The sequence below is a fragment of the Curtobacterium ammoniigenes NBRC 101786 genome (assembly GCF_001571045.1).
Taxonomy (GTDB): domain Bacteria; phylum Actinomycetota; class Actinomycetes; order Actinomycetales; family Microbacteriaceae; genus Curtobacterium; species Curtobacterium ammoniigenes.
Genome location: NZ_BCSV01000003.1, coordinates 374818 through 398048, shown reverse-complemented (window position 1 = coordinate 398048; position 23231 = coordinate 374818). Strand labels below are relative to the sequence as shown.

Annotated in this window: 20 protein-coding genes; 16 read left to right on the top strand and 4 right to left on the bottom strand. The window is 67.8% G+C overall.

All coding sequences use genetic code 11. The features are described from left to right. Positions 1-223 precede the first annotated feature (223 nt). The 4 genes from CAM01S_RS08815 to CAM01S_RS08800 are packed head-to-tail and all read left to right on the top strand — an operon-like array spanning position 224 to position 4365. Complete coding sequence (locus tag CAM01S_RS08815) at positions 224-610, top strand: YraN family protein (RefSeq protein ID WP_066519742.1); 387 nt, start codon at positions 224-226, stop codon at positions 608-610. Further along, a complete protein-coding gene (locus CAM01S_RS08810; protein WP_066519735.1) occupies positions 607-2148 on the top strand; it encodes a YifB family Mg chelatase-like AAA ATPase in 1542 nt (513 codons plus the stop codon). Before CAM01S_RS08815 ends, CAM01S_RS08810 begins: the two co-directional genes overlap by 4 nt. Continuing rightward, positions 2145-3404, top strand: coding sequence for a DNA-processing protein DprA (dprA, locus tag CAM01S_RS08805; protein WP_066519724.1), 1260 nt, complete (start codon positions 2145-2147; stop codon positions 3402-3404). The genes CAM01S_RS08810 and dprA overlap by 4 nt, the downstream gene beginning before the upstream one ends. Before the next feature lie 25 nt (positions 3405-3429). Further along, positions 3430-4365 carry a tyrosine recombinase XerC gene (locus CAM01S_RS08800; protein ID WP_066519721.1) on the top strand — a complete coding sequence of 312 codons (936 nt, stop codon included), beginning with the start codon at positions 3430-3432 and terminating at the stop codon, positions 4363-4365. Between the two features lie 68 nt (positions 4366-4433). Here CAM01S_RS08800 and CAM01S_RS08795 read toward each other — a convergent pair whose 3' ends face one another. After that, entirely contained in the window at positions 4434-4934 is a 501-nt protein-coding gene (locus CAM01S_RS08795; protein ID WP_066519716.1) for a murein hydrolase activator EnvC family protein, read from the bottom strand. 354 nt (positions 4935-5288) lie between these two features. On the opposite strand from CAM01S_RS08795, the gene CAM01S_RS08790 reads away from it, so the two are divergent. The 10 genes from CAM01S_RS08790 to CAM01S_RS08745 all read left to right on the top strand — a co-directional run bounded on the left by CAM01S_RS08790 (position 5289) and on the right by CAM01S_RS08745 (position 13964). Next, positions 5289-6749, top strand: a complete 1461-nt coding sequence (locus CAM01S_RS08790) for a sugar porter family MFS transporter (RefSeq protein WP_066519714.1) — start codon at positions 5289-5291, stop codon at positions 6747-6749. A 221-nt stretch (positions 6750-6970) separates the two neighbouring features. Beyond that, positions 6971-7870 (top strand): 30S ribosomal protein S2, encoded by a 900-nt coding sequence (gene rpsB / locus CAM01S_RS08785; RefSeq protein WP_066519712.1) that lies wholly within the window; start codon positions 6971-6973, stop codon positions 7868-7870. A 32-nt stretch (positions 7871-7902) separates the two neighbouring features. Next, on the top strand, positions 7903-8730 hold the full coding sequence (gene tsf / locus CAM01S_RS08780; protein WP_066519709.1) for a translation elongation factor Ts: 828 nt from the start codon (positions 7903-7905) through the stop codon (positions 8728-8730). 168 nt (positions 8731-8898) lie between these two features. Continuing rightward, a complete protein-coding gene (gene pyrH, locus CAM01S_RS08775; protein WP_066519706.1) occupies positions 8899-9618 on the top strand; it encodes a UMP kinase in 720 nt (239 codons plus the stop codon). Positions 9619-9671: 53 nt separating this feature from the next. After that, positions 9672-10226 carry a ribosome recycling factor gene (gene frr, locus CAM01S_RS08770; protein ID WP_066519704.1) on the top strand — a complete coding sequence of 185 codons (555 nt, stop codon included), beginning with the start codon at positions 9672-9674 and terminating at the stop codon, positions 10224-10226. Beyond that, complete coding sequence (locus tag CAM01S_RS08765) at positions 10226-11200, top strand: phosphatidate cytidylyltransferase (RefSeq protein ID WP_066519703.1); 975 nt, start codon at positions 10226-10228, stop codon at positions 11198-11200. The genes frr and CAM01S_RS08765 overlap by 1 nt, the downstream gene beginning before the upstream one ends. A 45-nt stretch (positions 11201-11245) precedes the next feature. Beyond that, positions 11246-11797, top strand: a complete 552-nt coding sequence (locus CAM01S_RS08760; RefSeq protein WP_066520031.1) for a DivIVA domain-containing protein — start codon at positions 11246-11248, stop codon at positions 11795-11797. 101 nt (positions 11798-11898) lie between these two features. Next, positions 11899-12891 carry an aggregation-promoting factor C-terminal-like domain-containing protein gene (locus CAM01S_RS14900; protein WP_157071487.1) on the top strand — a complete coding sequence of 331 codons (993 nt, stop codon included), beginning with the start codon at positions 11899-11901 and terminating at the stop codon, positions 12889-12891. Between the two features lie 12 nt (positions 12892-12903). Further along, entirely contained in the window at positions 12904-13200 is a 297-nt protein-coding gene (locus tag CAM01S_RS15095; protein WP_083527883.1) for an Rv1322 family protein, read from the top strand. Continuing rightward, entirely contained in the window at positions 13197-13964 is a 768-nt protein-coding gene (locus tag CAM01S_RS08745) for an alpha/beta hydrolase (protein ID WP_157071486.1), read from the top strand. Before CAM01S_RS15095 ends, CAM01S_RS08745 begins: the two co-directional genes overlap by 4 nt. 35 nt (positions 13965-13999) lie before the next feature. Here CAM01S_RS08745 and CAM01S_RS08740 read toward each other — a convergent pair whose 3' ends face one another. Then, on the bottom strand, positions 14000-15919 hold the full coding sequence (locus CAM01S_RS08740) for a coiled-coil domain-containing protein (protein ID WP_066519694.1): 1920 nt from the start codon (positions 15917-15919) through the stop codon (positions 14000-14002). 202 nt (positions 15920-16121) lie between these two features. Between CAM01S_RS08740 and CAM01S_RS08735 the strand changes: the two genes are divergently transcribed. After that, a complete protein-coding gene (locus tag CAM01S_RS08735) occupies positions 16122-17867 on the top strand; it encodes a DUF8094 domain-containing protein (RefSeq protein WP_066519687.1) in 1746 nt (581 codons plus the stop codon). Beyond that, the gene (locus CAM01S_RS08730; RefSeq protein ID WP_066519685.1) at positions 17864-18841 is read left to right on the top strand and encodes a tetratricopeptide repeat protein; all 978 of its coding nucleotides are present in this window, start codon (positions 17864-17866) and stop codon (positions 18839-18841) included. The genes CAM01S_RS08735 and CAM01S_RS08730 overlap by 4 nt, the downstream gene beginning before the upstream one ends. Here CAM01S_RS08730 and glgB read toward each other — a convergent pair. After that, a complete protein-coding gene (glgB, locus tag CAM01S_RS08725; protein WP_245631586.1) occupies positions 18835-21240 on the bottom strand; it encodes a 1,4-alpha-glucan branching protein GlgB in 2406 nt (801 codons plus the stop codon). The genes CAM01S_RS08730 and glgB overlap by 7 nt on opposite strands. Next, the gene (locus tag CAM01S_RS08720; RefSeq protein WP_083527882.1) at positions 21237-23228 is read right to left on the bottom strand and encodes an alpha-1,4-glucan--maltose-1-phosphate maltosyltransferase; all 1992 of its coding nucleotides are present in this window, start codon (positions 23226-23228) and stop codon (positions 21237-21239) included. Before CAM01S_RS08720 ends, glgB begins: the two co-directional genes overlap by 4 nt. Positions 23229-23231: the final 3 nt, after the last annotated feature.

Genomic DNA, 23231 nt, shown 5'->3' with positions numbered 1-23231 from the left:
CCTGCTCGCTTTCCTCGCTCAGTACGGTCACGCTGCGCTGTCTGCCGGGCGCACATGCTCGCGTCCAGTGAGCGCCAAGTGTCATCGAATAGCTCGCGCCGATGACCCGCGGCCTGCATCACTCACCCTCCACAAAGCGGAGCCGAGCGCAGTTTGTCCACAACAACACCTCCTGACGACGCGCGATCTCCGCCGCCGCGGGACGCTGTGCGCGGGAGGATTCATGCACCAGGTACAACAAAGGCTGCGAGGCCACAACGCCGCCATCGGGAAACGGGGCGAGCAGATCGCGGCCGACTATCTTGGCCGGTTGGGATATCGCATCGTCGTGCGCAACTGGCGCATTCGAGGCGGCGAGATCGATATCGTCGCGAAAGACCGCTCCACCTTCGTCGTCGCTGAGGTGAAGACGCGGACCACCGCGGCAGCCGGTCACCCGCTGGAAGCCGTCACAGGAGCGAAGCTGGCGCGCCTTCGGATGCTGGCGCTTGCCTGGCGGTCGACATGCGCCGAGGCGCAGCGCGCGCCGATTCGGATCGATGTCGTCGGGATCATGATCGAGGGGTCTGGCACCGGTTCCGTCGTCGAACACCTGCAGGGCGTCGCATGAGCGTCATCGGGCGCGCCAATTGCATCGCACTGCTGGGGATCAGCGGACAGCTTGTGGAGATCGAAGCGCATCTCAGCAGCCAGCTCCCGGGTTTCACGCTCATCGGTCTGCCAGACACCTCGCTGGGGGAGGCGCGTGAGCGTGTGCGGTCCGCGGCCACGACGTCCGGTTGCCCGCTCCCACCGCGCAAGATCACGGTCAACCTCACTCCGGCGACCATCCCGAAACATGGTTCCGGCTTCGATCTCGCGATTGCGATCGCTGTGTTCCGGGCGAGCGGGATCGTCCCCAGCGGCGCCCAGCAGAGCGTGCACCTCGGGGAGTTGGGGCTCGACGGCCGAGTGCGTCCGGTCACGGGAGTCATCCCGATGCTGCTCGCCGCGCGATCAGCGGGAATAACGCGAGCAGTCGTGCCGACCGCCTGCGTTGCAGAAGCGCAGGTCGTCAGCGGCATCGACATCGTGGGGGTGGCGTCGCTGAGAGATGCCGCCATCGCGGAGGGAGCGGCGCTGACTCCCGTCCCTGTCGACCCGGTGGCGATCGAGCCTGACGAGCGGGCATCGCCGGGAGCGCACGACGACGCAGAGCTCGCGGATGTGATCGGCAATCCTGAAGCAGTGCGCGCTCTCGTGGTCGCTGCTGCGGGCGGTCACCACATGCTGATGGTCGGTTCGCCGGGCGCGGGGAAGACGATGCTGGCGGAACGGCTTCCCGGCCTGCTTCCCGATCTCGACGCCGGTGCGGCCCTGGAACTCGCGGCGGTGCGCTCCGTGGGGGGCTTCGGCGCAAGCTCGCTCACAGCACGACCCCCGCTCGAGGCGCCCCACCATTCCGCCAGTTCGATCGCCCTCGTCGGCGGCGGCTCGGGTGCGATCCGACCAGGGTCGATCTCCATGGCGCATCGTGGCGTGCTTTTCCTTGACGAGGCCCCGGAGTTCCCTCGTCGCGTTCTGGACGCCCTCCGACAGCCGCTCGAGTCGGGCGAGATCGTCATCCACAGATCGTCCGGACGAGCGCGCTTCCCGGCGCGCTTCCAGTTAGTGCTGGCCGCCAACCCCTGCCCGTGCGGCAACGCCGGCGCGGGTGCGGGTCCGGCGGCGTGCGCGTGCGCTCCGGATGCAGTGCGGCGGTACCTCGGTCGACTCTCGGGCCCGCTCATGGATCGCGTTGACATCAGGATTCGTGTTCCTCGGGTTACCCAGGCCCGCATCGCAGCAAGCGGCGATGCGTCTGTGAGCACGGGGGAAGCCAGGAAGCGAGTCGCCGATGCTCGCGCGCGCATGCGCCGCAGGCTTGCCGGGACGCGATGGACCCAGAACAGCGACGTTCCCGGAGCCTGGATGCGTTCCGGAGCGATGCGGCTCCGACCTTCGGTGTCCCGGCCGTTGGATGAGGCGCTCGAGCGCGGGTCCGTGTCGATGCGCGGGTGGGACCGCGTCGCTCGGGTTGCCTGGACGCTTGCAGACCTCGGCGGTGCCGACGAACCGGCTGCCGATCACTTGCGCGGTGCACTCGCTCTCCGGCAGGCGATCGTATGACGACGCTGCAGGCTCGCGTCGAGCGGGTATTGACTGAGGCGCTCGAGGCCGTGGGCGCCGTTCGAAACGCCGCCCCAGAAGAGCGAGCCGGGCAATCGATCGTGTCGCGCGTCGCCTGGTCGAGTATCGCGGAGCCGGGCGACGGCATTGCCGGTGGACTCATCGGAACCTTCGGGCCGTCGAGAGCGCTTGCGCTTGCGCTCGAGGTATTCGACGCGGGCGCGACGGGTCGCGACCGATCGGTCGCCGACCTCGCTGCGGCATGCATTGAGGCAGACGTGTTCGACCGAGCATCGTCTGCCGAGGCGGCGCGGACGCTCGCGCGAGCGCTTGACCGCTGGGAGCCGCGCCTCCGTTCACTCAATACGGCGCGCGTGCTCGAACAGGCAGCTGCCGTCGGCGCGAGCGTCCTCGTACCGGGCGACGGTGGCTGGCCCGGGGGCCTCTCGGATCTCGGCCGTCACGCGCCGCTGGTCCTCTGGCATCGCGGAAGTCGCGCACTGCCGCCGCCTGAACGCGCTGTGTCGATCGTGGGTTCACGAGCGAACTCCCCGTACGGCGCAGACGTTGCCGCCACCCTGGCCGTGTTCGCGGCGCAGAAGGACCGCGTCGTGGTTTCCGGTGGGGCGTACGGCGTGGACGCCGTCGCGCACCGCGCTGCGCTGCTCGCCCATGGAACCACTGTGGCCGTGCTCGCGGGCGGGCTCGACCAGGTCTATCCCGCCGGCAACACCGCGCTGCTCGAACAGGTCGCGACGGAAGGAGTCCTCGTGGCGGAGTCCCCGCCGGGGACGCGCCCGACTCGGTGGCGCTTCCTAGCACGGAATCGGTTGATCGCGGCGATGGCCGAGACGACCGTGGTGGTTGAGGCTGGCCGCCGGTCCGGCGCACTCAACACCGCGCACCACGCGGCGGAACTCGGCCGGTCAGTGTTCGCCGTACCGGGGCCGATCACGTCGACGGGCTCGGTGGGCTGCCACAATCTGATCGCCACGAGTCGGGCGGAGATCCTCATTCAGCCGGATGACGTCGTACGCAGCGGAACCCTCGAGGGCCAGTCAGTGCCGCTGCAGTCTCGATCCGATCCGGAACTGATTCGCGTCCTGGACGCGCTACCGGTTCGGCGCTCCATCCCGCTCACGGAAGTCGCCCGGAACGCCGGGCTCGGCGTCGACGAGACCATGGGTCTCCTTGCGCTCGCGGAACTGCAAGGAGTCGCGCGGCAGGATGACTCGGGGTGGCGGATCGTGCGGTGAAACGAGCACGCATACGATCGGACACGTGTCAGCATCGGGCTCCGAACTCCCGGCGATCATCGAGCGATTCCTCGACTCGCTGACCCATGCGCGGGGACGAAGCCCGCAGACAGTGCGTGCGTACGCGTCGGACCTCGCTGCGCTGCTCCGATTCGCAACGAATCGGGGCGCGCGGCGAGCCGAGGATATCGACCTCGAGCTCCTCCGCGCGTGGCTGTGGGACGCCCAGGCGTCCGGACGCTCCCGCGCAACCCTCAGTCGGCGCGCATCATCCGTGCGCTCATTCGTCCGGTGGTGCGTCGAAGAGGGGGTGATGCCGAGCGATGCTGCAAATCGCCTCCGCGGTCCGAAGGCGGCCACACATCTTCCCCGGGTTCTCGGAGCGGACACCGTTCGCGAGCTGCTGGCCGTCCTCGAGACGAACGTCCGGGAGAGCGCCGACCCGCTCGCACTTCGCGACCGCGCCATCGTCGAATTGCTGTACGCGTCCGCACTTCGCGTCAGCGAACTCGTCGGGGTCGACGTCGACGACATCGACTTCTCGCGACGTACCGTCCGCGTCATCGGCAAGGGCCAAAAGGAACGAGTCGTGCCGCTCGGTGCCCCTGCCGCAACGGCGGCGATGGACTGGGTCGAGCGTGGACGCCCGACGGTTCTCGCGCAGGCCGGGATCGAAAGCCCCTCGCCGGCGCTCTTCATCGGGCGACGCGGTGCTCGCATCGGCACCCGAGGCGTCTACCGCCTCATCGCCGGGCTCCTCGGGGAGGAAGTCGGGTCAGGGCAACTCGGCCCGCACACGTTTCGCCATACCGCCGCGACGCACCTCTTGGACGGAGGCGCGGATCTCCGGGCCGTTCAGGAGATGCTGGGCCACGCAAGCCTTGGAACCACGCAGCTGTACACGCACGTCTCGTCGGCGCGGCTTCGAGAGGTCTACCGGCAGGCGCACCCCCGGGCCTGAACGCGACTCCTGACGCTCGGACCGCCTCAGGTCACTGTCGGACCGCCTCAGGTCACTGTCGGACCGCCTCAGGTCAATGGCAGCAGGATGGGCCAGCTCTGGGCGAGCAGATAGGGCGTCGGGTCGACGTACTGCTCACCGATCCGGGCACCAAGATGCAGGCATGCCTCGCGCCCGGCACAATGATCGCCGCGAGCGGTGCCGATCAACTGGCCGCGTGCTACCCGTTGGCCCGCGCGGACCTCGGGGTCCGCCGCATCGATCGTGCTGCGCAAGCCGCCGACGTGCTCGATCACGACCACTGGACGCCCGGCCACGGGACCTGCGAACGACACAGTCCCCGAGTCCGGAGCCCGAACGGGCTCGCCGATGCGGACACGGAAATCGACCCCACGGTGGCCGGCCCCGAAATCGTGGGCTGGAGCCTCCCAGCCTCGCGCCATTTCCCGGGCGGCGACCGGCCAGGACCAGCTCGGACGAGGCACGAGACGGCTGCTCACGGCTGCTTGGGCGCCCACCGTGGCCACCGGCGCGGGGCAGAGCGTGATCAGCGCAGCCAACACGATCATCAAGATGCTTCGGCGCGCGCGAGATCTGACGGGGAGCCCATTGGGGGACGTCGGGAACCATCGCTCCGAGCGCGACCCCGCGCCGAGGCGGGTGAGGGGAGTGCGCGCGGTCGTCATACCTCGAGTGTCGAGGGAAGTCGGGGGTCGAGCATGCCCGGAGCGTCACCTGGGGAGCCAGGCATCGGCGGACGCTCGGTGGAGGGCAACCACCGCGAGCCGAAATCATCCTGAATGTATGGTCAACGCCGCGCGTAATGTCTTGGTCGAATCTTGTGCACACCGCGCGATCCCGGCTGTCCGTCCAAGCTCGTGGGCAGGTGCCACACACGTTCGAACGGGAGTAAGGGGAGCATCGTGTCGGCCACAGCAGAACGCAGGAACGAGAGCAACGGAAGCGGGACACACACCGCGAAAGTTACGGCCTTCGCGATCGCCGCCGCGGTGGGCGGGTTCCTCTTCGGCTTCGACTCATCGGTCATCAACGGCGCGGAAAAGGCCGTCACGAGCCAGTTCCAGCTCTCTGCCGGGGGTGCCGGATTCGCGGTCGCCTCGGCACTCATCGGATGCGCGTTCGGCGCCTACTTCTCGGGGCGCATCGCGGACCGGTTGGGCCGAACGAGAGTGATGTTCATCGCCGCGATCCTGTTCTTCATCAGCTCGCTCGCCGTCGGATTCGCATTCAACACGGTCGACTTCGTCATCTGGCGGCTCGTCGGCGGTCTCGGGATCGGGACGGCGTCGGTGATCGCGCCCGCGTACATCTCGGAGGTCGCGCCGAAGCAGATCAGGGGCACCCTCGCTTCGTTCCAGCAGCTGGCAATCACTGTCGGCATCTTCGCGGCGCTGCTCTCGGATCAACTCCTTGCAGCAGGCGCGAACAACAACGCCGCGAACGCACTCTGGGGCGGTCTCGAAGCATGGCGATGGATGTTCATCGTCGGCGTCGTGCCCAGCGTCGTCTACGGCATCCTGGCGCTCGCGCTCCCCGAATCTCCGCGGTACCTCGCGGCGCAGGGTCGCACAGATGACGCCCGTGACGTCCTCGCCAAGATCGTCCCGAGCGACACTGTGGACATGAGCCTGGACGAGATCCGAGAGGGGATCGAGCGGGATTCCAAGGAACGAAAGGGCTCCGTTCGCGGCAAGCGATTCGGGCTACAGCCGATTGTGTGGATCGGCATCATCATGGCCGTGTTCCAGCAGTTCGTCGGGATCAACGTCATCTTCTACTACTCGACGACGCTGTGGCAGGCAGTCGGATTCAAGCCGAGCCAGTCGTTCCTCATCTCGACGATCTCCTCAGCGATCAACCTGGTGATGACGTTCATCGCGATCTGGCTGGTGGACCGCGTCGGCCGCCGTCCCCTCATGCTGGCCGGGTCGGCGGGCATGACGGTCGCCCTCATCATGGTTGCCATCGCCTTCTCGCAGTCGACGCCCGGGGCGGGTGGAGCCCCGTCGCTCCCCGGCGCCTGGGGTCCCATCGCCCTCGTGTTCGCGAACATCTTCGTCATCTCGTTCTCGGCCACATGGGGGCCGCTGATGTGGGTGCTCCTCGGCGAGATGTTCCCGAACCGCATTCGCGCTGCGGCGCTCGGGGTCGGATCCGCCGCGAACTGGATCGCCAACTTCGTCGTCACGATCACGTTCCCGGCGCTGTCCAGCTTCAACCTCGCCTTCACGTACGGGATCTACGCGCTCTTCGCACTGCTGTCCTTCTTCTTCGTCTTGACGAAGATTCCCGAGACAAAGGGGCGGTCCCTGGAGGAGATGGGCGTCGAGCAGGCGGAGGCACCGGTCCGCGCCGGAGCGTGAGCGCGGGCGGTCTGGCTGCTAGAGTTATCCCTCGCAGCGCTCACGCGCTGACTTCGCGTGCCCTATGACAACTGTGTCATCGTGTCGCTGAGCCGTCGGTCCGGCCTCTCCGAGGTCGGTGGCTCGGTGCAGGGCGCCAGGGATCGCGGCCGCCGGCCGCGCTCGACATAACCGCAACTGTGCGCAGCGGACTGCTGTGCGCCATGAAGGAGAGTACGGCCATGGCCGTCGTCACCATCCGCCAACTGCTTGACAGTGGCGTGCACTTTGGACACCAGACCCGCCGTTGGAACCCGAAAGTCAAGCGATTCATCCTCGCTGAGCGTTCCGGCATTCACATCATCGACCTCCAGCAGTCGCTGTCGTACATCGATCGTGCCTACGACTTCGTGAAGGAGACCGTCGCGCACGGCGGCACGATCCTGTTCGTCGGGACCAAGAAGCAGGCACAGGGCTCGATCGCCGAACAGGCGACTCGTGTGGGCCAGCCCTACGTGAACCAGCGCTGGCTCGGCGGCCTGCTGACGAACTTCCAGACGGTCTCCAAGCGCCTTGCGCGCATGAAGGAGCTCGAGGAGATCGACTTCGACGACACGACGAAGGGCTTCACCAAGAAGGAGCTCCTCATCAAGAAGCGCGAGCTCGACAAGTTGCACAAGACGCTTGGCGGAATCCGCAACCTGACTCGCACGCCGAGCGCGCTCTGGGTGGTTGACACCAAGAAGGAGCACCTCGCGGTGGACGAGGCGCAGAAGCTGGGGATCCCGGTGATCGGCATCCTCGACACGAACTGCGACCCCGACGAGATCACGTACCCGATCCCGGGCAACGACGACGCGATCCGGTCGGTCGGTCTGCTGACCCGCATCGTCGCCGATGCTGCCGCCGAGGGCCTCGTTCAGCGGCACCAGGGCAGTTCGGACGAGCCGGCCGAGCCGCTCGCCGAGTGGGAGCAGGAACTCCTCGGACAGACCGAGGGCGAGGGCGCGACCGTCGAAGAGAACGATGCCGACGCGCAGGTCGCGGCGAAGGAGATCGGCGAGCCGGTTGCCGAGGGCGACAAGAACGCCGAGCCCACGGCGGAGGCCGAAGCCGCCGCCGAAACCACTCCCGCCGAGTAGACACGATTCCAGTCCAGAAAGGACGCCAGGCAATGGCAAACTTCACCGCTGCTGACGTGAAGAAACTGCGTGAGGCTCTCGGGGCCGGCATGCTCGACAGCAAGAACGCGCTGGTCGAGGCCGACGGCGATTACGACAAGGCCGTCGAGATCCTCCGTATCAAGGGCGCGAAGGGCGTCGCCAAGCGCGAGGACCGGGCCACCACGGCCGGGCTTGTCGCGGCGAGTGCTGCGAATGGCGCCGCCACGGTCGTCGAGCTTGCGAGCGAAACCGACTTCGTCGCGAAGAACGAACGATTCATCGCGCTCGCAGACCGGGTTCTCGCTGCCGTCTCGGCGAGCGGCGCGTCAGACGCCGCCGCTGGCAACGCCGCCCAGCTCGAGGGCAAGACTGTTGCAGAGGTCATCAACGAGGAAGCAGCCGCGCTCGGCGAGAAGGTCGAGTTGCGAACCGTCCGCCGGGTCGAGGGCTCCGAGTTCGAGATCTACCTGCACAAGACCAGCCAGGACCTCCCACCGCAGGTTGCCGTTGTCCTTGCCTACGCGGGCGACAATCAGACCGAGGCGCGGTCGATCGCGCAGCACATTGCGTTCGCCGCGCCGCAGTACCTCACGCGCGACGACGTTCCTGCCGAGGCGATCGAGAAGGAACGAGCGACCGTCGAGGCGATCACGCGCGAAGAGGGCAAGCCCGAAGCAGCGCTGCCGAAGATCGTCGAGGGTCGTCTCAACGCGTTCATCAAGGGCATCGCACTGCTCGACCAGGATTACGCGAAGGACAACAAGCTGTCCGTTGCGCAGGTCGCGAAGAACGCGGGGCTGACCATCGAGGGCTTCGCCCGTGTGAAGGTCGGCGCGTAGCGTCGTGATGACGGGGTCCGGAACCAGTGGTTCCGGACCCCGTTTCGCTGTCACCTGACAGGCGCCGCTGGCCGCACCTTCGCGCCGGGCAGTCACGCCGTGACCGTCGGGTCGGAGGCTGGCACTGCACGAGTAGATTTCGACCACACACGACCGGAGGGAATCCGAATGGATCAGGCCACCACGCACCGACGACGCGTCCTTCTCAAGTTGAGCGGTGAGGCGTTCGGCGCCGGCTCGCTGGGTGTGAATCCGGACGTCGTCGCGCGCCTCGCTCGCGAGATCGCGACGGTTGCGGCCGACGTGGAAATCGCGATCGTCGTCGGTGGCGGCAATTTCTTCCGCGGCGCTGAGTTGAGCCAGCGCGGCATGGACCGAGGCCGAGCCGACTACATGGGCATGCTCGGCACCGTCATGAACGCGCTCGCGCTGCAGGATTTCCTCGAGCAAGCGGGCGCGCAAACCCGAGTGCAGTCGGCGATCGCCATGACACAGGTCGCGGAGCCATACATCCCTCGCCGCGCGGAGCGGCACCTCGAAAAGAGCCGCGTGGTGATTTTCGGAGCCGGGGCGGGCCTCCCGTACTTTTCGACGGACACCGTCGCGGCGCAACGCGCTCTCGAGATCGGCGCATCGGAGGTGCTGGTCGCGAAGAACGGTGTCGACGGCGTGTATTCCGCGGACCCGAAGAAGGACCCGACCGCACAGAAGCTCGACCATGTCACGTATCAGGACGCGCTCGTCCGCGGACTGAAGGTGGTCGACGCGACCGCATTCAGTCTGTGCATGGACAATGGGATGCCCATGCACGTGTTCGGGATGGAGGGTGACGGCAATGTCGCCGCCGCCATCCGCGGCGAGCGGATCGGGACCATCGTCAGCAACTGACTGCCCGATCCGACCGCGCCAGTAGACTCAACGCAGTATGAAGGAGACCGACCGTGATCAGTGATGTCCTGACCGATGCGACCGAGAAGATGGCCAAGGCCGTCGACGTCGCGAAGGACGACTTCTCGACGGTTCGCACCGGACGAATCAACCCGGCGTTGTTCCAGAAGATCCCGATCGACTACTACGGATCGCCGACGCCGCTTGCGCAGCTTGCCTCCCTGCAGACGCCGGAGGCGCGGACGATGATCGTCACGCCCTACGACAAGTCGGCGCTCAAGGAGATCGAGAAGGCCATCGCCACATTCCCGAACCTCGGCGCGAGCCCGACGAACGACGGCGAGATCGTGCGAGTGACTATTCCGGAACTGACGCAGGAGCGCCGCAAAGAGTTCGTGAAGATCGTGCGGAGCAAGGGCGAGGACCACAAGGTCGTCATCCGGAACATCCGTCGCCGCGCGAAAGATGACCTCGACGCGCTGAAGGGTGAGGTCGGCGACGACGAGATTGCGCGTGCCGACAAGGAGCTCGAGGCGATCACGAAGCGCCACGTCGACCAGATCGATGAGGCGCTGAAGAAGAAGGAAGCAGAACTCCTCGAGGTCTGATGAGCGACCCCGAGTCCGCCGGAGACCGTCCAGCACCGAAGCGACCGCACCGCGATTTCGACGCGCGTGCGCGCGCCGCACGCACCGATTTCGAGCTGCAGATGCGCGCCCGAAAGGCGGAGTTCGACGCGCGCAACGAGGTGCTGACCGCGCGAACCGGACGGAACCTCCCCGCGGCGATCGGCGTGGGCCTCCTGTTCGCCGGAGTCATGCTCGGGTCCTTGCTCGTCTGGACGCCGGCGTTCATGGCGGTCGCCGCATTCCTCATCGGCATGGGAGTGTACGAACTCGCAAGTGCAATGCGGTTCTCGGGTCGAGATGTGCCGCGTATCCCGAGCGTGATCGCTGGCATTGCGATCGTGCCTGCGGCGTTCTTCGGGGGACCGGAGACCGCACTCCTCACATTGCTCGGCGGAATCGTGCTCGTGTCGATCTGGAGGCTCGTCGAGGTTGCCGCTGCGAGGAAGCGCCCCACAGGTGCCGAGCTGTTGCTCGACCTCACGAGTGGCCTCTTCGTCCAGTCCTACGTCACGCTGCTCGGCGCCTGCGTGGTCCTCCTGTCCGCGGAGCGGGCCGGCGCCCTCTGGGTCGTGGGATTCATCATCGTGGTGGCAGCGGTGGACACCGGAGCGTATGCGACCGGCCTCACCTTCGGGAAGCACCCGATGGCGCCGAGGATCAGCCCGAAGAAAACCTGGGAGGGCTTCGGCGGGTCGGTGCTCGCGAGCGTGATCGCCGGCGTCCTCGTCGCGTGGCTGATGCTTGGGCAGGGCTGGTGGTTCGGCGTCATCCTCGGGCTCCTCATCACCGCCTCCGGAACGGTCGGGGATCTCACCGAGTCCATGATCAAGCGGGACCTGGGCATCAAAGACATCTCATCGTTCCTGCCCGGCCACGGCGGCCTGCTCGACCGCATGGACAGTGTGCTCCCATCAGGGGCCGTCGCACTCATGATGTTCCTGATGGTGCACTAGCGCGCCTTCAGCAACGTGCGGGCCGGGGGATGGCATCATGTCGCCGTGGCTTCGACCTTCCCTCTCGTCCCCAAGAACACGTTCGGCTACGACGTCGCGGAAGTCGAGCGCTTCCTCGCGGACGCGCGTCGCGCCTATGCGGGGGACCCGGCCACGGCGGCGGCGTTCGCCTCCGAGAAGATCCGCGGGACGGCGTTCAGCATGCGGAAGGGCGGGTACGCGACGAGCGATGTCGATGCCGCGCTGGAGCGACTGGAGGATGCATTCGCAGCGCGCGAACGCGAGAGCTTCATCGCACGGTCCGGAGAGCACGCATGGTTCTCGGACGCTCGCGAACTTGCATCCGAGATCCTCGCGCGCCTCGAGCGGCCGGAGGGGCAGCGCTTCCGTCGCGTCAGTGCCCTGTCCGTGGGGTATCACCCGAAGGACGTCGATGCGTTCGCGGCCCGGTTGAAGGGCTATTTCCGCGACTCACAGCCGCTCGGCGCGTCCGACGTCCGCTCCGTGGTGTTTCGATCGAAACATGGCGGGTACCGGGAAGCGCAGGTCGATGCGCTCCTCGACAGTGTCGTGCGAGTGATGCTCGCCGTTCGCTGAAGCGCCCGGTCCGTTTCATCGACGCCCCCCGCTTTGGTGACGAGACCCGCCACAGCAGAGGTTTCGCTTTCCGTGATGATTCCGTTACAGTCGTAGGACTCATGGGTAGGCACACGGCAGACAACGAATCCGTCCGCGCTCCCCGCCAGGGTGACAGCACTCGCGTCATCGGCGAGCGACGGGCAGCGCTCGAACGCGACCGCACCACGCGGCCGTCGTTGCGTCCCGCGACTCGCACGGCGCGTGACGCATCCCCGTCCCGCGCGCGCGGGCGATCCGACTTCGCCGCGCCACTGCGCGATGGCGTCCCGCAGTCCCCGGTGATCGACGATGTCCTCGTCGCCGAGCACGCAGCGGCTGCGCGCCGGCGAGCGGCATCCGTCGAGCGGCACCGCCAGCCGATCGCGCTCGTGCAGCAAGACCAGCGCGAGCCGGCGAAGACGCTTGCGAACTCGTTCCTTCGTCGTCGCACCGCGATTCCGGCACTCTCGTTCCTCGCGGTGTTCGGTTTCGTCGGCGGCTCGCTCGTGAACCCGCTGCAGGCTGACATCGCGTCGGCAGCAGTGATCGCGGCGCCGGCGCAACTCCGCACGGTCCCGTCGCAGCACTACAGCGCACACGGCACGTACGCGGGGGCATCGATCAATCGCGACGGCTACAGCGTGACCAACCCCAAGCCGGTCGTGGTCACGCCCCCGGCGCCCACTGTGACCACCACCACGACAAAGACGGCGGCGAAGGCGACGACGCCCGCCGTCTCGGCCGCGGCGGCGCCCGCAGCGGGCACGCCGAGCCCGGGCAGCGCGAAAGCGATCGCCCAGCAGATGGTCGCCGCTCGTGGCTGGGACGCGAGCCAATACAACTGTCTCGTGTCGCTGTGGAACAAAGAGTCGGGATGGAACGTCTACGCGTACAACCCGAGTGGCGCATACGGCATCCCGCAATCCCTCCCCGGCAGCAAGATGGCGACGGCGGGAGCCGACTGGCAGACCAACCCGGCGACGCAGATCACCTGGGGCTTGAACTACATCACGGGTTCCTACGGAACGCCGTGCGGCGCGTGGGCGCACAGCCAGGCCTACAACTGGTATTGATCGGGGCACACCGTGTCACGGAGCAACCGTCCGCGCCGTGGTGCGCGCCCTGAGGATTCCGATGAGGATGACCTTCGTCGCCTGCTGAGCGGATGGGCCCGGACCGAAGTCCGGCGTGGGCGCGCGTTCACGGTGCAGCCGATCAGCGCGCGTGCGGCCGCGAAGACCTACGTGTGCCCTGGATGTCAGGGCCCCATCGAACCCGGCGTTGCGCACCTCGTCGTGTGGCAACAGGACGGGGTGCTCGGCGACGAGGCGGACCTGGCGGCCCGCCGCCATTGGCACACGCACTGTTGGAGGATCGCGTGAACGAGCCCGTCGAGATCCGGAGCAACGCGGTGCTGCCCGCGCGGAGGACCGACATCGAGCTGGTCACTGACGATCATCTGGCGCTCGTGGGGGAGCTGGCGGAACCGCTCAGCGCGCCGCGCGGCGCGATCATCATGCTCCACCCTCTGTCGACGGCGCACGGGTCCATGGACTCGCACGTCATCAAGAAGGCCGCCGCGCGCCTCCCGGCCCTTGCCGACATCGCGGTGCTGCGGTTCAACTTCCGGTCGGTCTCGTCCCCGAGGGGCACGTCGGACGGGACGTTCGGCGACGGCGTGACCGAAGGGTTCGATCTCCGCGCTGCGGTGCAGGAGATGCGGCGCCGCGAGTTGCCGGCACCGTGGCTTGTGGGATGGTCGTTCGGAACCGAGGTGATCTTGAAGCACGCGATGGAACACGTTCGCGCCGGCTCCATCGCGGGCGTGATCCTTCTGTCGCCGCCGCTTCGGCGCGCGACCGACGCGGAGCTGTCCTCGTGGACTGGGGCGACCGCGCCCGTTGTCGCGATGATTCCGGAGCACGACGACTTCCTCCAGCCGGAGGAGGCTGCGCGACGGTTCGCGCTCGCCCCGACCATCCGAGTCGAGCCGGTAGGCGGAGCGCGTCACCTGTGGGTGGGGGAGCGATACGTTCGCATCGTCCTGGACCGCATCGCGTCGCTGGTCGTGCCCGGCTCGGCGCCGCTGCCGACGACGTGGCCGCCCGCTGAACAGCGCCCTGCCCGCTCAGCGACAGCCGGATGAGATCACGCGGTCGCAGCGTGCATTGAGCGACATGGTCACTCGGAGACCTGCGCAGCGTCGGCGGCAATATCTCGCGGTGCACCGACGTCGCCCACCTGTGTGAGCGCGCTCCGGAGGCTCTCCAGATACCCGGCGACGGCGTCCCGCTCCATGCGAATGCGTGCGAGCCGCTCTTCCGCGTCCGCGATGAGCGCCTCGCTTTGGTCCTGCGCGTCGTCCACGATCTCGTGGGCGCGCGCTGTGGCGGCCCGAAGGGTCTGGGCGGCTTGCTCGGACGCGTCGCGGACCGTGGAGGCCGCCGTTGCGGTCGAGGTTCGTTCGCGCTCTTCGGCGTCGGCTCGGGCGAGCGCGGCGCGGCGAAGGGCCTCCGCAAGCTGCAGGTTCGCGTCGTCGAGGTATTTCTGCGTCTGCGCGATCGTCTCGCGATGCTTTTCCAGGTAGTCCTGCTCAGCGTCGTCTCGGCGTTCGGTGAGCTCCGCTTCGAGTGCTGCGCGCGCGCTCGTCTGCTCGCGCTCGATGAGCGACCGCGTCTCGTCCAGTTCTTTGGCGAGGTCGGCTCGCGCCCGGTCGATCTCCGCGCGAAGTGCGGCGCGTTCGCGTTCGAGCGCGCCGAGTTCGTCCTCGCGGCGGTCGGCGATCTCCTGGTCGAGTTCCGCGTGGTCCGTCGCGACCCGGTCGGCGAGGGCGATCTCGTGCTCCCGACGCTCGTGGGCGCGAGCCGCCTCGGCCGCAGATGACTCCCTGGCGAGGCGCTCCTCGTGGTCGCGGATCTCACGCTCGATGCGCTCTCGGGTCTCGGCGGTCCTGCGCTCATTGTCGGACAAGACCCGCGCCCGCTCCGCGTCCAGATCCGCTCGGGCGTCGGCCGTCTCGCGAGCGAGACGAGCACGCTCTGCGTCGACCTCGTGGCGGAGTTGCTCGAGCGCTGCCGTGCGTTCGTCCTCCCAGGCCGCACGCTCGGCGGTCAGCGTGTGCTCGTGCGTGGATCGTTGCTCGGTTCGCTCGCGCTCCCACTCCGCGCGCTCCGCCGCGAGTTCGGCCTGCTGATTCTGCGCTGCCGAGGCGAGCGCTGCTGCGTGGTCGGCGGCTTCCGCGCGAAGTCGCTCGGTCTGCTCGGCGCGACTGTGCTCGATGTGCGCAGCGAGTGATTGCTCGGAAGTCGCTCGTTCCCGCTCCCACGTGTCGCGTTCGGCTGCCAGTTCCCGTTCGAGTCGCGCGCGCCCGTCGCGAATCAACTGTTCGAGATCGGCGGTGCGCTGTTCGTGCTCGGCTTCGAACTGGGCACGCCGGTGTTCGGTGTCACGGTCGAGCTCGGCGGCGGCCTCGCGAGCCGCGGAGGACTCCCGGTGCGTGATCTCACGGAGCTCTGCGACCTCGTGCTCCGCCTGGGCGCGCAGAGCACTCGTCTCGCGGAGCACCGTCGAGCGCGTCTGTGCCGCCTCGGTGATCGCCGACGACCGGAGGGTCTCGGCTTCGTTCGTTGCGTCCTGGATGAGCATGGCGGCGTCGGCGCGCGCACGTTCGACCATGTCCGCCGACTCGGCGCGAGCGCGGGCCAGCTCGTTCGTCGCGCGTGCTTCGGCGTCGGCGATGGTGTCGCGTGCTTGTCGCTCCGCATCGCGAAGGAGCCGCTGTGCGGTCGCGGTGCTCGAAACGCGAAGTCGCTCGGCGTCGATGTCGGCTTGACTCACCAGCCGTGTGGCCTGCTCTTCCGCCACCCGGAGGGTGCTCTCGAGCCGGGTGCCGAGTCCGCTGTAGGTCGGCGTGCCCGCTTCGTCGAGCTCTGCCTGCAGCTCATCGAGGCGCGCCTGCAGGAGTCGGATCTCCTTGGCGGCCTCGGCGCGGTCGGTGTTGGACTTGATCAGCTCGCGGCGCAGCTCGTTGACGGCTCGGTCCACGTCGTCCTTGCGGTACCCCCGCAGCTCGGTGCCGAATTCCGCCTCGTCGCCTGCCACTATCGCTCCTCAGTCCTCGCTTGCACCGCATGGCGCGGGTCGATTGTATTGGCACGGTGTGCTGCGACCACCAGGTGCGCGAACGGCGTCCATGCCATGCCGCGCGACGCAGTCGCGGAGCGCGCTGAACGCTCCACGGATGCGATCCTCAGCGCTGCCAGGTATCGTTGGGCGCTGATTCGCGCGCCGCTCCCGTCCCGGCGTGCAGGGAGATACGTTCGTGCGGTTCGTCCTGGCCATCGTCAGCTTCGTCCTCGGCGTGCTGCTCGTCGGCCTCGGTGTCGGACAGCGCACCGTGTTCGCTCCATCGCCGACGCTCACCGCTCGCGCGTCCCATGCAGCGGGTGCCCCCGTCACGGTTATCCCGGGTTCGACCTTGAACGCCAACCCCGGCTACCAGCGCATCCGCGTCTCCGGGAGCAACACCGCCTTCGCCGCCTACGGAACGACCACCGACATCAACGCATGGGTCGGGAACGCTCGGCACACGACGCTTCGATTCGACACCACGAGCCATGCGCTGACTGCCCGCGTGTCGGGGAGTGCGGGGTCAGTGCCGAACCCCTCGAACAGTGATCTGTGGTGGCAGCAGTACACCGGGTCGAGCCTGTCGTTCGTGACGCGACTTCCCGCCAACATGTCGATCCTCATCGTCAGCGACGGCTCGAAGCCGGCTCCGCCGAATGTGTCCATCACGTGGCCGCAAAGCACTGCAACGCCACTGCTCGGGCCACTGCTCAGCGCAGGCGGACTCTTTGTCGCGCTTGGCATCGTGTTCCTGGTGTGGGCACTCGTTCATCAGCGTCGGTCACGCGGCCCACGCAGGCGGAGCGGCGGCGGACGCCCGCCCCGTGTCCGGGCGTCCCGTCGTGCCGCCTCTGCGGGTGCGCAGGTGCCCCGCCGGACCCGCCGCGGACGCCTCCTCGCCGTCGCGCCGCTCGCTGCGCTCACTGCGCTCGCGCTGGCGGGGTGTTCGCCGCAGTATTGGCCGCAACCGGCCCCGGCGTCTGCCTCCGCCTCGCCGACCAGCACGGCAACGGCTGCACCTGCGCCGCCCACTGCGGCGACGGCAGCCCAGATGAAGCGGATAGTCGCTCGTGTCGCCGCGACAGCGGCGCAGGCCGACGCCAACAAGGACGCCAAGCTCGCGGCGGAGCGCTTCACCGGACCGGCGCTCGCGCTCCGGAGCGCGAACTACGCGATCCGGGCGAAGGACTCGTCGGAGGCTGCGCCACCCGTGATCGCGCCTGACGGCGTGTCGGTGGCGCTCCCCGAGCAGACTGCGAAGTGGCCGCGCACGCTCTTCGTCGTCGACACGAACACAAAAGACAAGAACGCGCAGGCGCTCACCTTGGTCCAGGACGCGCCGCGCGATCCCTACAAAGTCGAGTACGACGTCTCCCTGGAAGCGAACGCGACCTTCAGCGGCGTCCCGTCCGCGAGTGTCGGAGCGCCCCTGCTCGCCCCGGACGTGAAACTGCTCGTCCTCCCACCAGCGCAGCTCGCCGCGGCCTATGCGGACGTCCTCGCCAATGACACCGCCAGCAAGGACAATGCGCTCTTCAGCAGCGCCGGCGACGACTTGCGCTCGAAGATCGGCAAGAGTTATAAGGACCAGAAGGCGAAATCGCTGCCGTCGACTGCGAAGATCACGTACTCCTCGCAGATCCCCTCGAACGACAGCGTCGCGCTCGCGACGAATACCGCAGGGGCGCTGGTCTCGACCGACCTCAACGAGATCGAGACGGTCACGCCGACGACTGCCGGTGCACAGGTGAATACCGAGGGTGCGGTGAAGGCGCTGTCCGGAGTCGACTCGAGCACCAAGGGCATCTCGGCGACGTACGGCGTGCAGGTGCTGTTCTACGTGCCACCGGTCGGTTCGAAGCAGAAGATTGAACTCCTGGGATTCACCCAGGGCCTGATCACAGCGAGTGAGGTCAAATGACGAACGTCCCGCCGACCCCCGCCGGCCTCCGAGGAGCGGTCGATCTGTCAGCGCTCGTCCAGCGCGCGGCGACGCCGAGTGCGGCCACCCAGCACGGCGCAGCCGATCACAGTCACGATGAGTCACCGGCGAGCGGGCTTGTCTTCGACACGACGGATGCCGATTTCACCGAGGTTGTCGAGCTCTCCATGAGCGTTCCGGTGATCGTCGACATCTGGGCCGAGTGGTGCGGTCCGTGCAAACAGCTGTCGCCGATCATTGAACGCGTTGTGCGCTCCTTCGGCGGACGCGTGGTCCTCGCAAAGGTCGACGCCGACACGAATCCACAACTTGTGCAGGCTTTCCAGGCGCAATCGATCCCCACCGTCGCCGCCGTGATCGGCGGCCGCCCGCTCGGGCTGTTCGTCGGGGCGCTTCCCGAGGCGCAAGTGCGGGACGTGATCGAGCAGGTGCTCGAGGTCGCCGCGCAGAACGGCATCACCGGGACGGTGTCCCCGTCTGACGAGTCAGAGGTCGGCGCGGAAGCGCAAGCGGACGCCGAGGAACGCGAGCCGGAGCCGCTGCCGCCGCATCATCAAGCTGCCTTCGAGGCCATTGAGCGCGGCGACTACGCCGCGGCGATCGACGAGTACAAGACGGCGATCGCACAGGACCCGCATGACCAGATGGCCGTTGCCGGTCTTGCCCAGGTGTCGCTCCTTCACCGGCTCGACGGGCAGAGTGCAGAAGCGATCCGGACCGCGGCCGCTGCGAACGCGGCAGACTTCGAGGCACAGCTCGCGGTCGCCGATCTCGACATGTCCGGTGGTCACGTCGACGATGCCTTCGATCGGCTGCTCGAGCTCGTTCCGACGGTGTTCGGGGATGCGCGAGAGGCCGTGCGCCTTCGTCTGGTCGAGTTCTTCGAGCTCGTCGGAGCCGACGACCCGCGCGTGAGCAGCGCGCGTCGTCGGCTCGCTGCCGCGCTCTACTGAAGCCGCCTCGGCTCCACTCGCTGCCGGAGGAACACCGCGCCGAGTGGCGGTACGACGAGATGCGCGGACGCCGGGCGACCGGCCCACGGCGTTTCCTCGGCGACGACCGCACCGAGGTTTCCGACGCCGGATCCGCCGAACGCCGCGGCGTCGCTGTTGAGGACCTCGTCCCACGTGCCAGCGGCTGGGAGCCCGAAGCGGCGTTCGACCGGCACTCCGGAGAAGTTCACGAAGACCGCGACTCGTTCGTCCTCGGACTTCCGGAGGAACGCGACGGTCGAGTGCGGCGCGTCACCGCCTTCGATCCATTCGAAGCCATCGGGAGACGAGTCGTAGGTCCAGAGCGCAGGGGAGTCGCGGTACACCCGATTGAGCGCGGCGACGAAGTCCTGAACGCCGCGATGTCCCGGGTCGTCGAGCAGCCACCAGTCGAGGCCGCGCGCTTCGCTCCACTCTTGGATCTGCGCGAACTCCTGACCCATGAACAGCAGCTGCTTGCCCGGGTGCGCCCACATGAACGCCAAGTAGGCGCGCACGTTCGCAAGGCGCTGCCACGCATCACCGGGCATCTTCCCGTACAGGGAGCCTTTGCCATGCACGACCTCGTCGTGACTGATCGGGAGTGTGAACTGCTCGCTGAACGCATAGACCATCGAGAATGTGATCTCGTCGTGGTGGTACGAGCGGTAGATGGGCTCGCGCTGGATGTACTCCAGCGAGTCGTGCATCCAGCCCATGTTCCACTTCTGGCCGAATCCGAGCCCACCGGCATCGGTGCGGCCGGTCACGGCGGGGAACGAGGTCGATTCCTCCGCCACCATGACGATGCCGGGGTAGCGCTTGTACGCGGTGGCGTTGGTCTCCTGCAGGAACGAGATCGCCTCGAGGTATTCGCGGCCTCCGTACTTGTTCGGAAGCCACTCGGTGCGCGAGTAGTCGAGGTACAGCATCGAGGCGACCGCGTCGACGCGAAGCCCGTCGATGTGGAACTCCTCGAGCCAGTAGAGCGCGTTCGCGACGAGGAAATTCCGCACCTGCGGCTGCCCGAAGTCGAAGACATACGTACCCCAGTCCAGCTGTTCGCCGCGCCGGGGGTCCGGATGCTCGTACAGCGCGTATCCGTCGAATCGCGCCAGCGCCCATTCGTCCTTCGGGAAATGCCCCGGCACCCAGTCCATAATCACGCCGATGCCCGCGGCATGGAGGCGGTCGATGAGATACCGCAGATCGTCCGGGGAGCCATATCGAGCGGTTGGCGCGTAATACCCGGTGACCTGATAGCCCCACGAGCCGCCGAACGGGTGCTCCGCGAGCGGCAGGAACTCCACGTGCGTGAAGCCGAGATGGTGCACGTGTCCGATGAGATCGTCCGCTATCTGGCGGTATCCGAGCCCCGGTCGCCACGAGCCGAGGTGGACCTCGTAGACGCTCATCGGGTGATCGTGCACGGTGGTGGACGCTCGACGCGTCATCCAGTCGTCGTCGTCCGCTGACCAGGTGTAGTCGGAGCGCGTGATGACCGACGCCGTCGCGGGCGGGACCTCGGTGCGTCGTGCGAGCGGGTCCGCGCGCTCCACCCAGCCGGAGTCGGTGAGGATCTTGAACTTGTACCGCTGTCCGTCGAAGGCGGCGGGCACGAACAGCTCCCAGACTCCGCTGTCGGTCAGACGACGCATCGACGTCGTCGATCCGTTCCAACCGTCGAAGTCGCCGATGACCTGCACCGCGGTGGCGCGGGGCGCCCACACGGAGAACGCGACACCGTCGACGCCGTCGATCGTGCGGAGGTGCGCGCCGAGGTGCTGCCAGAGCTGCTCGTCGCGTCCCTCGGCGAACAGGTGAAGATCCAGCTCGCCGAGCGTCGGCGGGAACCGGTACGCGTCGTCTGTCGTCCAGGTCTCCTCGCCGTACTCTGCCTCAACACGGTAGGCGCCGAGTGAACCGGCGACCGCCCCGGACCACACGCCCCACCCCTCGTGGTGGAGATCGAATTCGTCGCCGGAGCGCGTATGGATCCGCACCGCGTCGGCGAGGTGCCGCACGACCCGAACGCTCGTGCCGCCGGGGACAGCATGCGGTCCGAGAACATCGTGGGGCTGCGACGAGCGCCCTTCGGCGATCTCCTGGAGGCGCCACTCGGGCACCGGTGCGGGTGCGGGCTCGGCGGCTGCGCCCCGCGCGTCGCCGCGGACAGATTGGGGACCGAGGACTGGAGGGACCGCCGGTGTTGCGCGTGAGGCCGCTGGTGCCTCCGGAAGCGGTGTGCGGCCGCCTGCGAGCGTGGCGGACTCGGCGACATTCCGCGATGGGTTCTCCCGGATCGGCTCGGCGCCGGGCAGGTCCTCGCCGGGCGCCGAGGTCGTCGGCTCGTCGGGGTGACGCGGTGCGGTGTCGGTCATCGGTGCGGTCCTTCCACGACGAGGAGGTGTACCGGTTCGTCGAAGGCGTCAAGGCGAACGTAGTTCGCGTCTCCCCACACCCAGCGATTCCCGGTGACGACATCCCGAACGTCGAATCGAGTGCCCGGCTCGAGTCCGAGCGCAGTCAGGTCAAGGTACACGGTGGCTTCCCGGAGCGAGTGCGGATCCACGTTCGCGACGACGATGACGGAATCGGGCCTCCCGGTTCGGGTGAATCGACCGTCGAGATGCTTCGAGTAGACGACGACCGCCTCGTTGTCGGCGGCGTGCACATGGAGGTTCCGCAGCTGCCGGAGCGAGGGGTGCGCCGTGCGGAGCCGATTCAGCATCGTGAGATACGGCGCGAGCGATGCTCCCTCCGCCTCGGCGAGTGCGTAGTCCCGGGGCTTGTACTCGTACTTCTCGTTGTCGATGTTCTCCTCGCTGCCGGGACGCGCGACGTCCTCGAACAGCTCGTACCCCGAGTAGACGCCCCACGTCGGCGATCCGGTCGCTGCGAGCGCGGCCCGGATCTTGTACGCGGCTCGGCCGCCGAACTGCAGATATTCGGTCAGGATGTCGGGCGTGTTCACGAACAGGTTCGGACGCAGGTAGGCGCTCGTCTCGTGCGAGAGCTCATCGAAGTAGGACTCGATCTCCTCCTTCGTGTTGCGCCACGTGAAGTACGTGTAGGACTGCTCGAATCCGCATTCGGCGAGTGCCCGCATCATCGCGGGCCGTGTGAACGCCTCGGCGAGGAATACGAGCTCGGGGTGCTCGGCTCGGATCGTCCGGATCACACGCTCCCAAAACCACAGTGGTTTCGTGTGCGGATTGTCGACGCGGAAGATCTGCACGCCGAAGGACACCCAGTGCCGCAGAACGCGCAGGACCTCGGCGACGATGCCGTCCGGGTCGCTGTCGAACTGGATCGGGTAGATGTCCTGATAGCGCTTCGGCGGGTTCTCGGCGGTCGCGATCGACCCGTCGGCGCGCACGGTGAACCACTCCGGGTGCGCTGCCACCCAGGGATGGTCCGGGGAGCACTGCAGCGCGAAATCGAGTGCGACCTCGAGTCCCGCGTTCTTTGCGGTGTCCACGAACTCGCGGAAGTCTCGTTCCGTTCCGAGGTCGGGATGGATGGCGTCGTGGCCGCCAGCCGCGGAACCGATGGCCCACGGACTGCCCGGATCCCCGGGGCCGGCGTGCAGGGTGTTGTTCGGACCCTTTCGTGCGGTCGTGCCGATCGGATGGATCGGGGGGAGATAGACGACGTCGAACCCCATTCGGGCAATCGCGGGGAGGCGTCGCGCAGCCGTTCGGAACGTGCCCGACCGCCAGGTTCCTGCGTCGGTTCGCTTGGCGCCTTCGGACCGGGGGAAGAACTCGTACCACGCCCCGACTCCGGCCCTGGCGCGCTCGACCTCGAGATGCTGCTTCGGCGATCGCGTTCGCAAGCTCGTCAGGGGAGCGTCGTCCAGTGCAGCGGTGACCCGAGGGTCGTCAACCGCTCGCATCCGCTCGGTCGCCGGCAGGCTCGCGTCCCGAAGTCGCTCCGCCGCCGCGGCCGCTGCAGTGGAGTCCGACTCGGTCGCAAGGCGTTCAAGGAGCACCGCACCGTCGAGGAGCGTCGCCTCGGTGTCGACGCCGGCGTCGATCTTCAGCCGAGCGCCATGCACCCAGGTGGCCCAATCGTCCGCGAACGACTCGACGCGCCATGACCAGCTGCCGACTCCGTCGAGTTGGACGGTCGCTTCGAAGCGATCGGTTCCGGCGCCGACGAGCCGCATCGGCACGGTGCGTTCGCCGCCCCCGTGCCGTTCGAGCACGAGATCGGCGCCGATGACGCCATGGCCTTCCCGGAAGACGGTGGCTCCGAAGGTCACGACCTCGCCGTCGAAGGCCTTCGATGGAAAACCGTTCGGCGTCGACGGAGTGAGTTCGGTGATGGGGATGCGCCCGATGACGGGTCGAACTGCTGCTGCCACGCG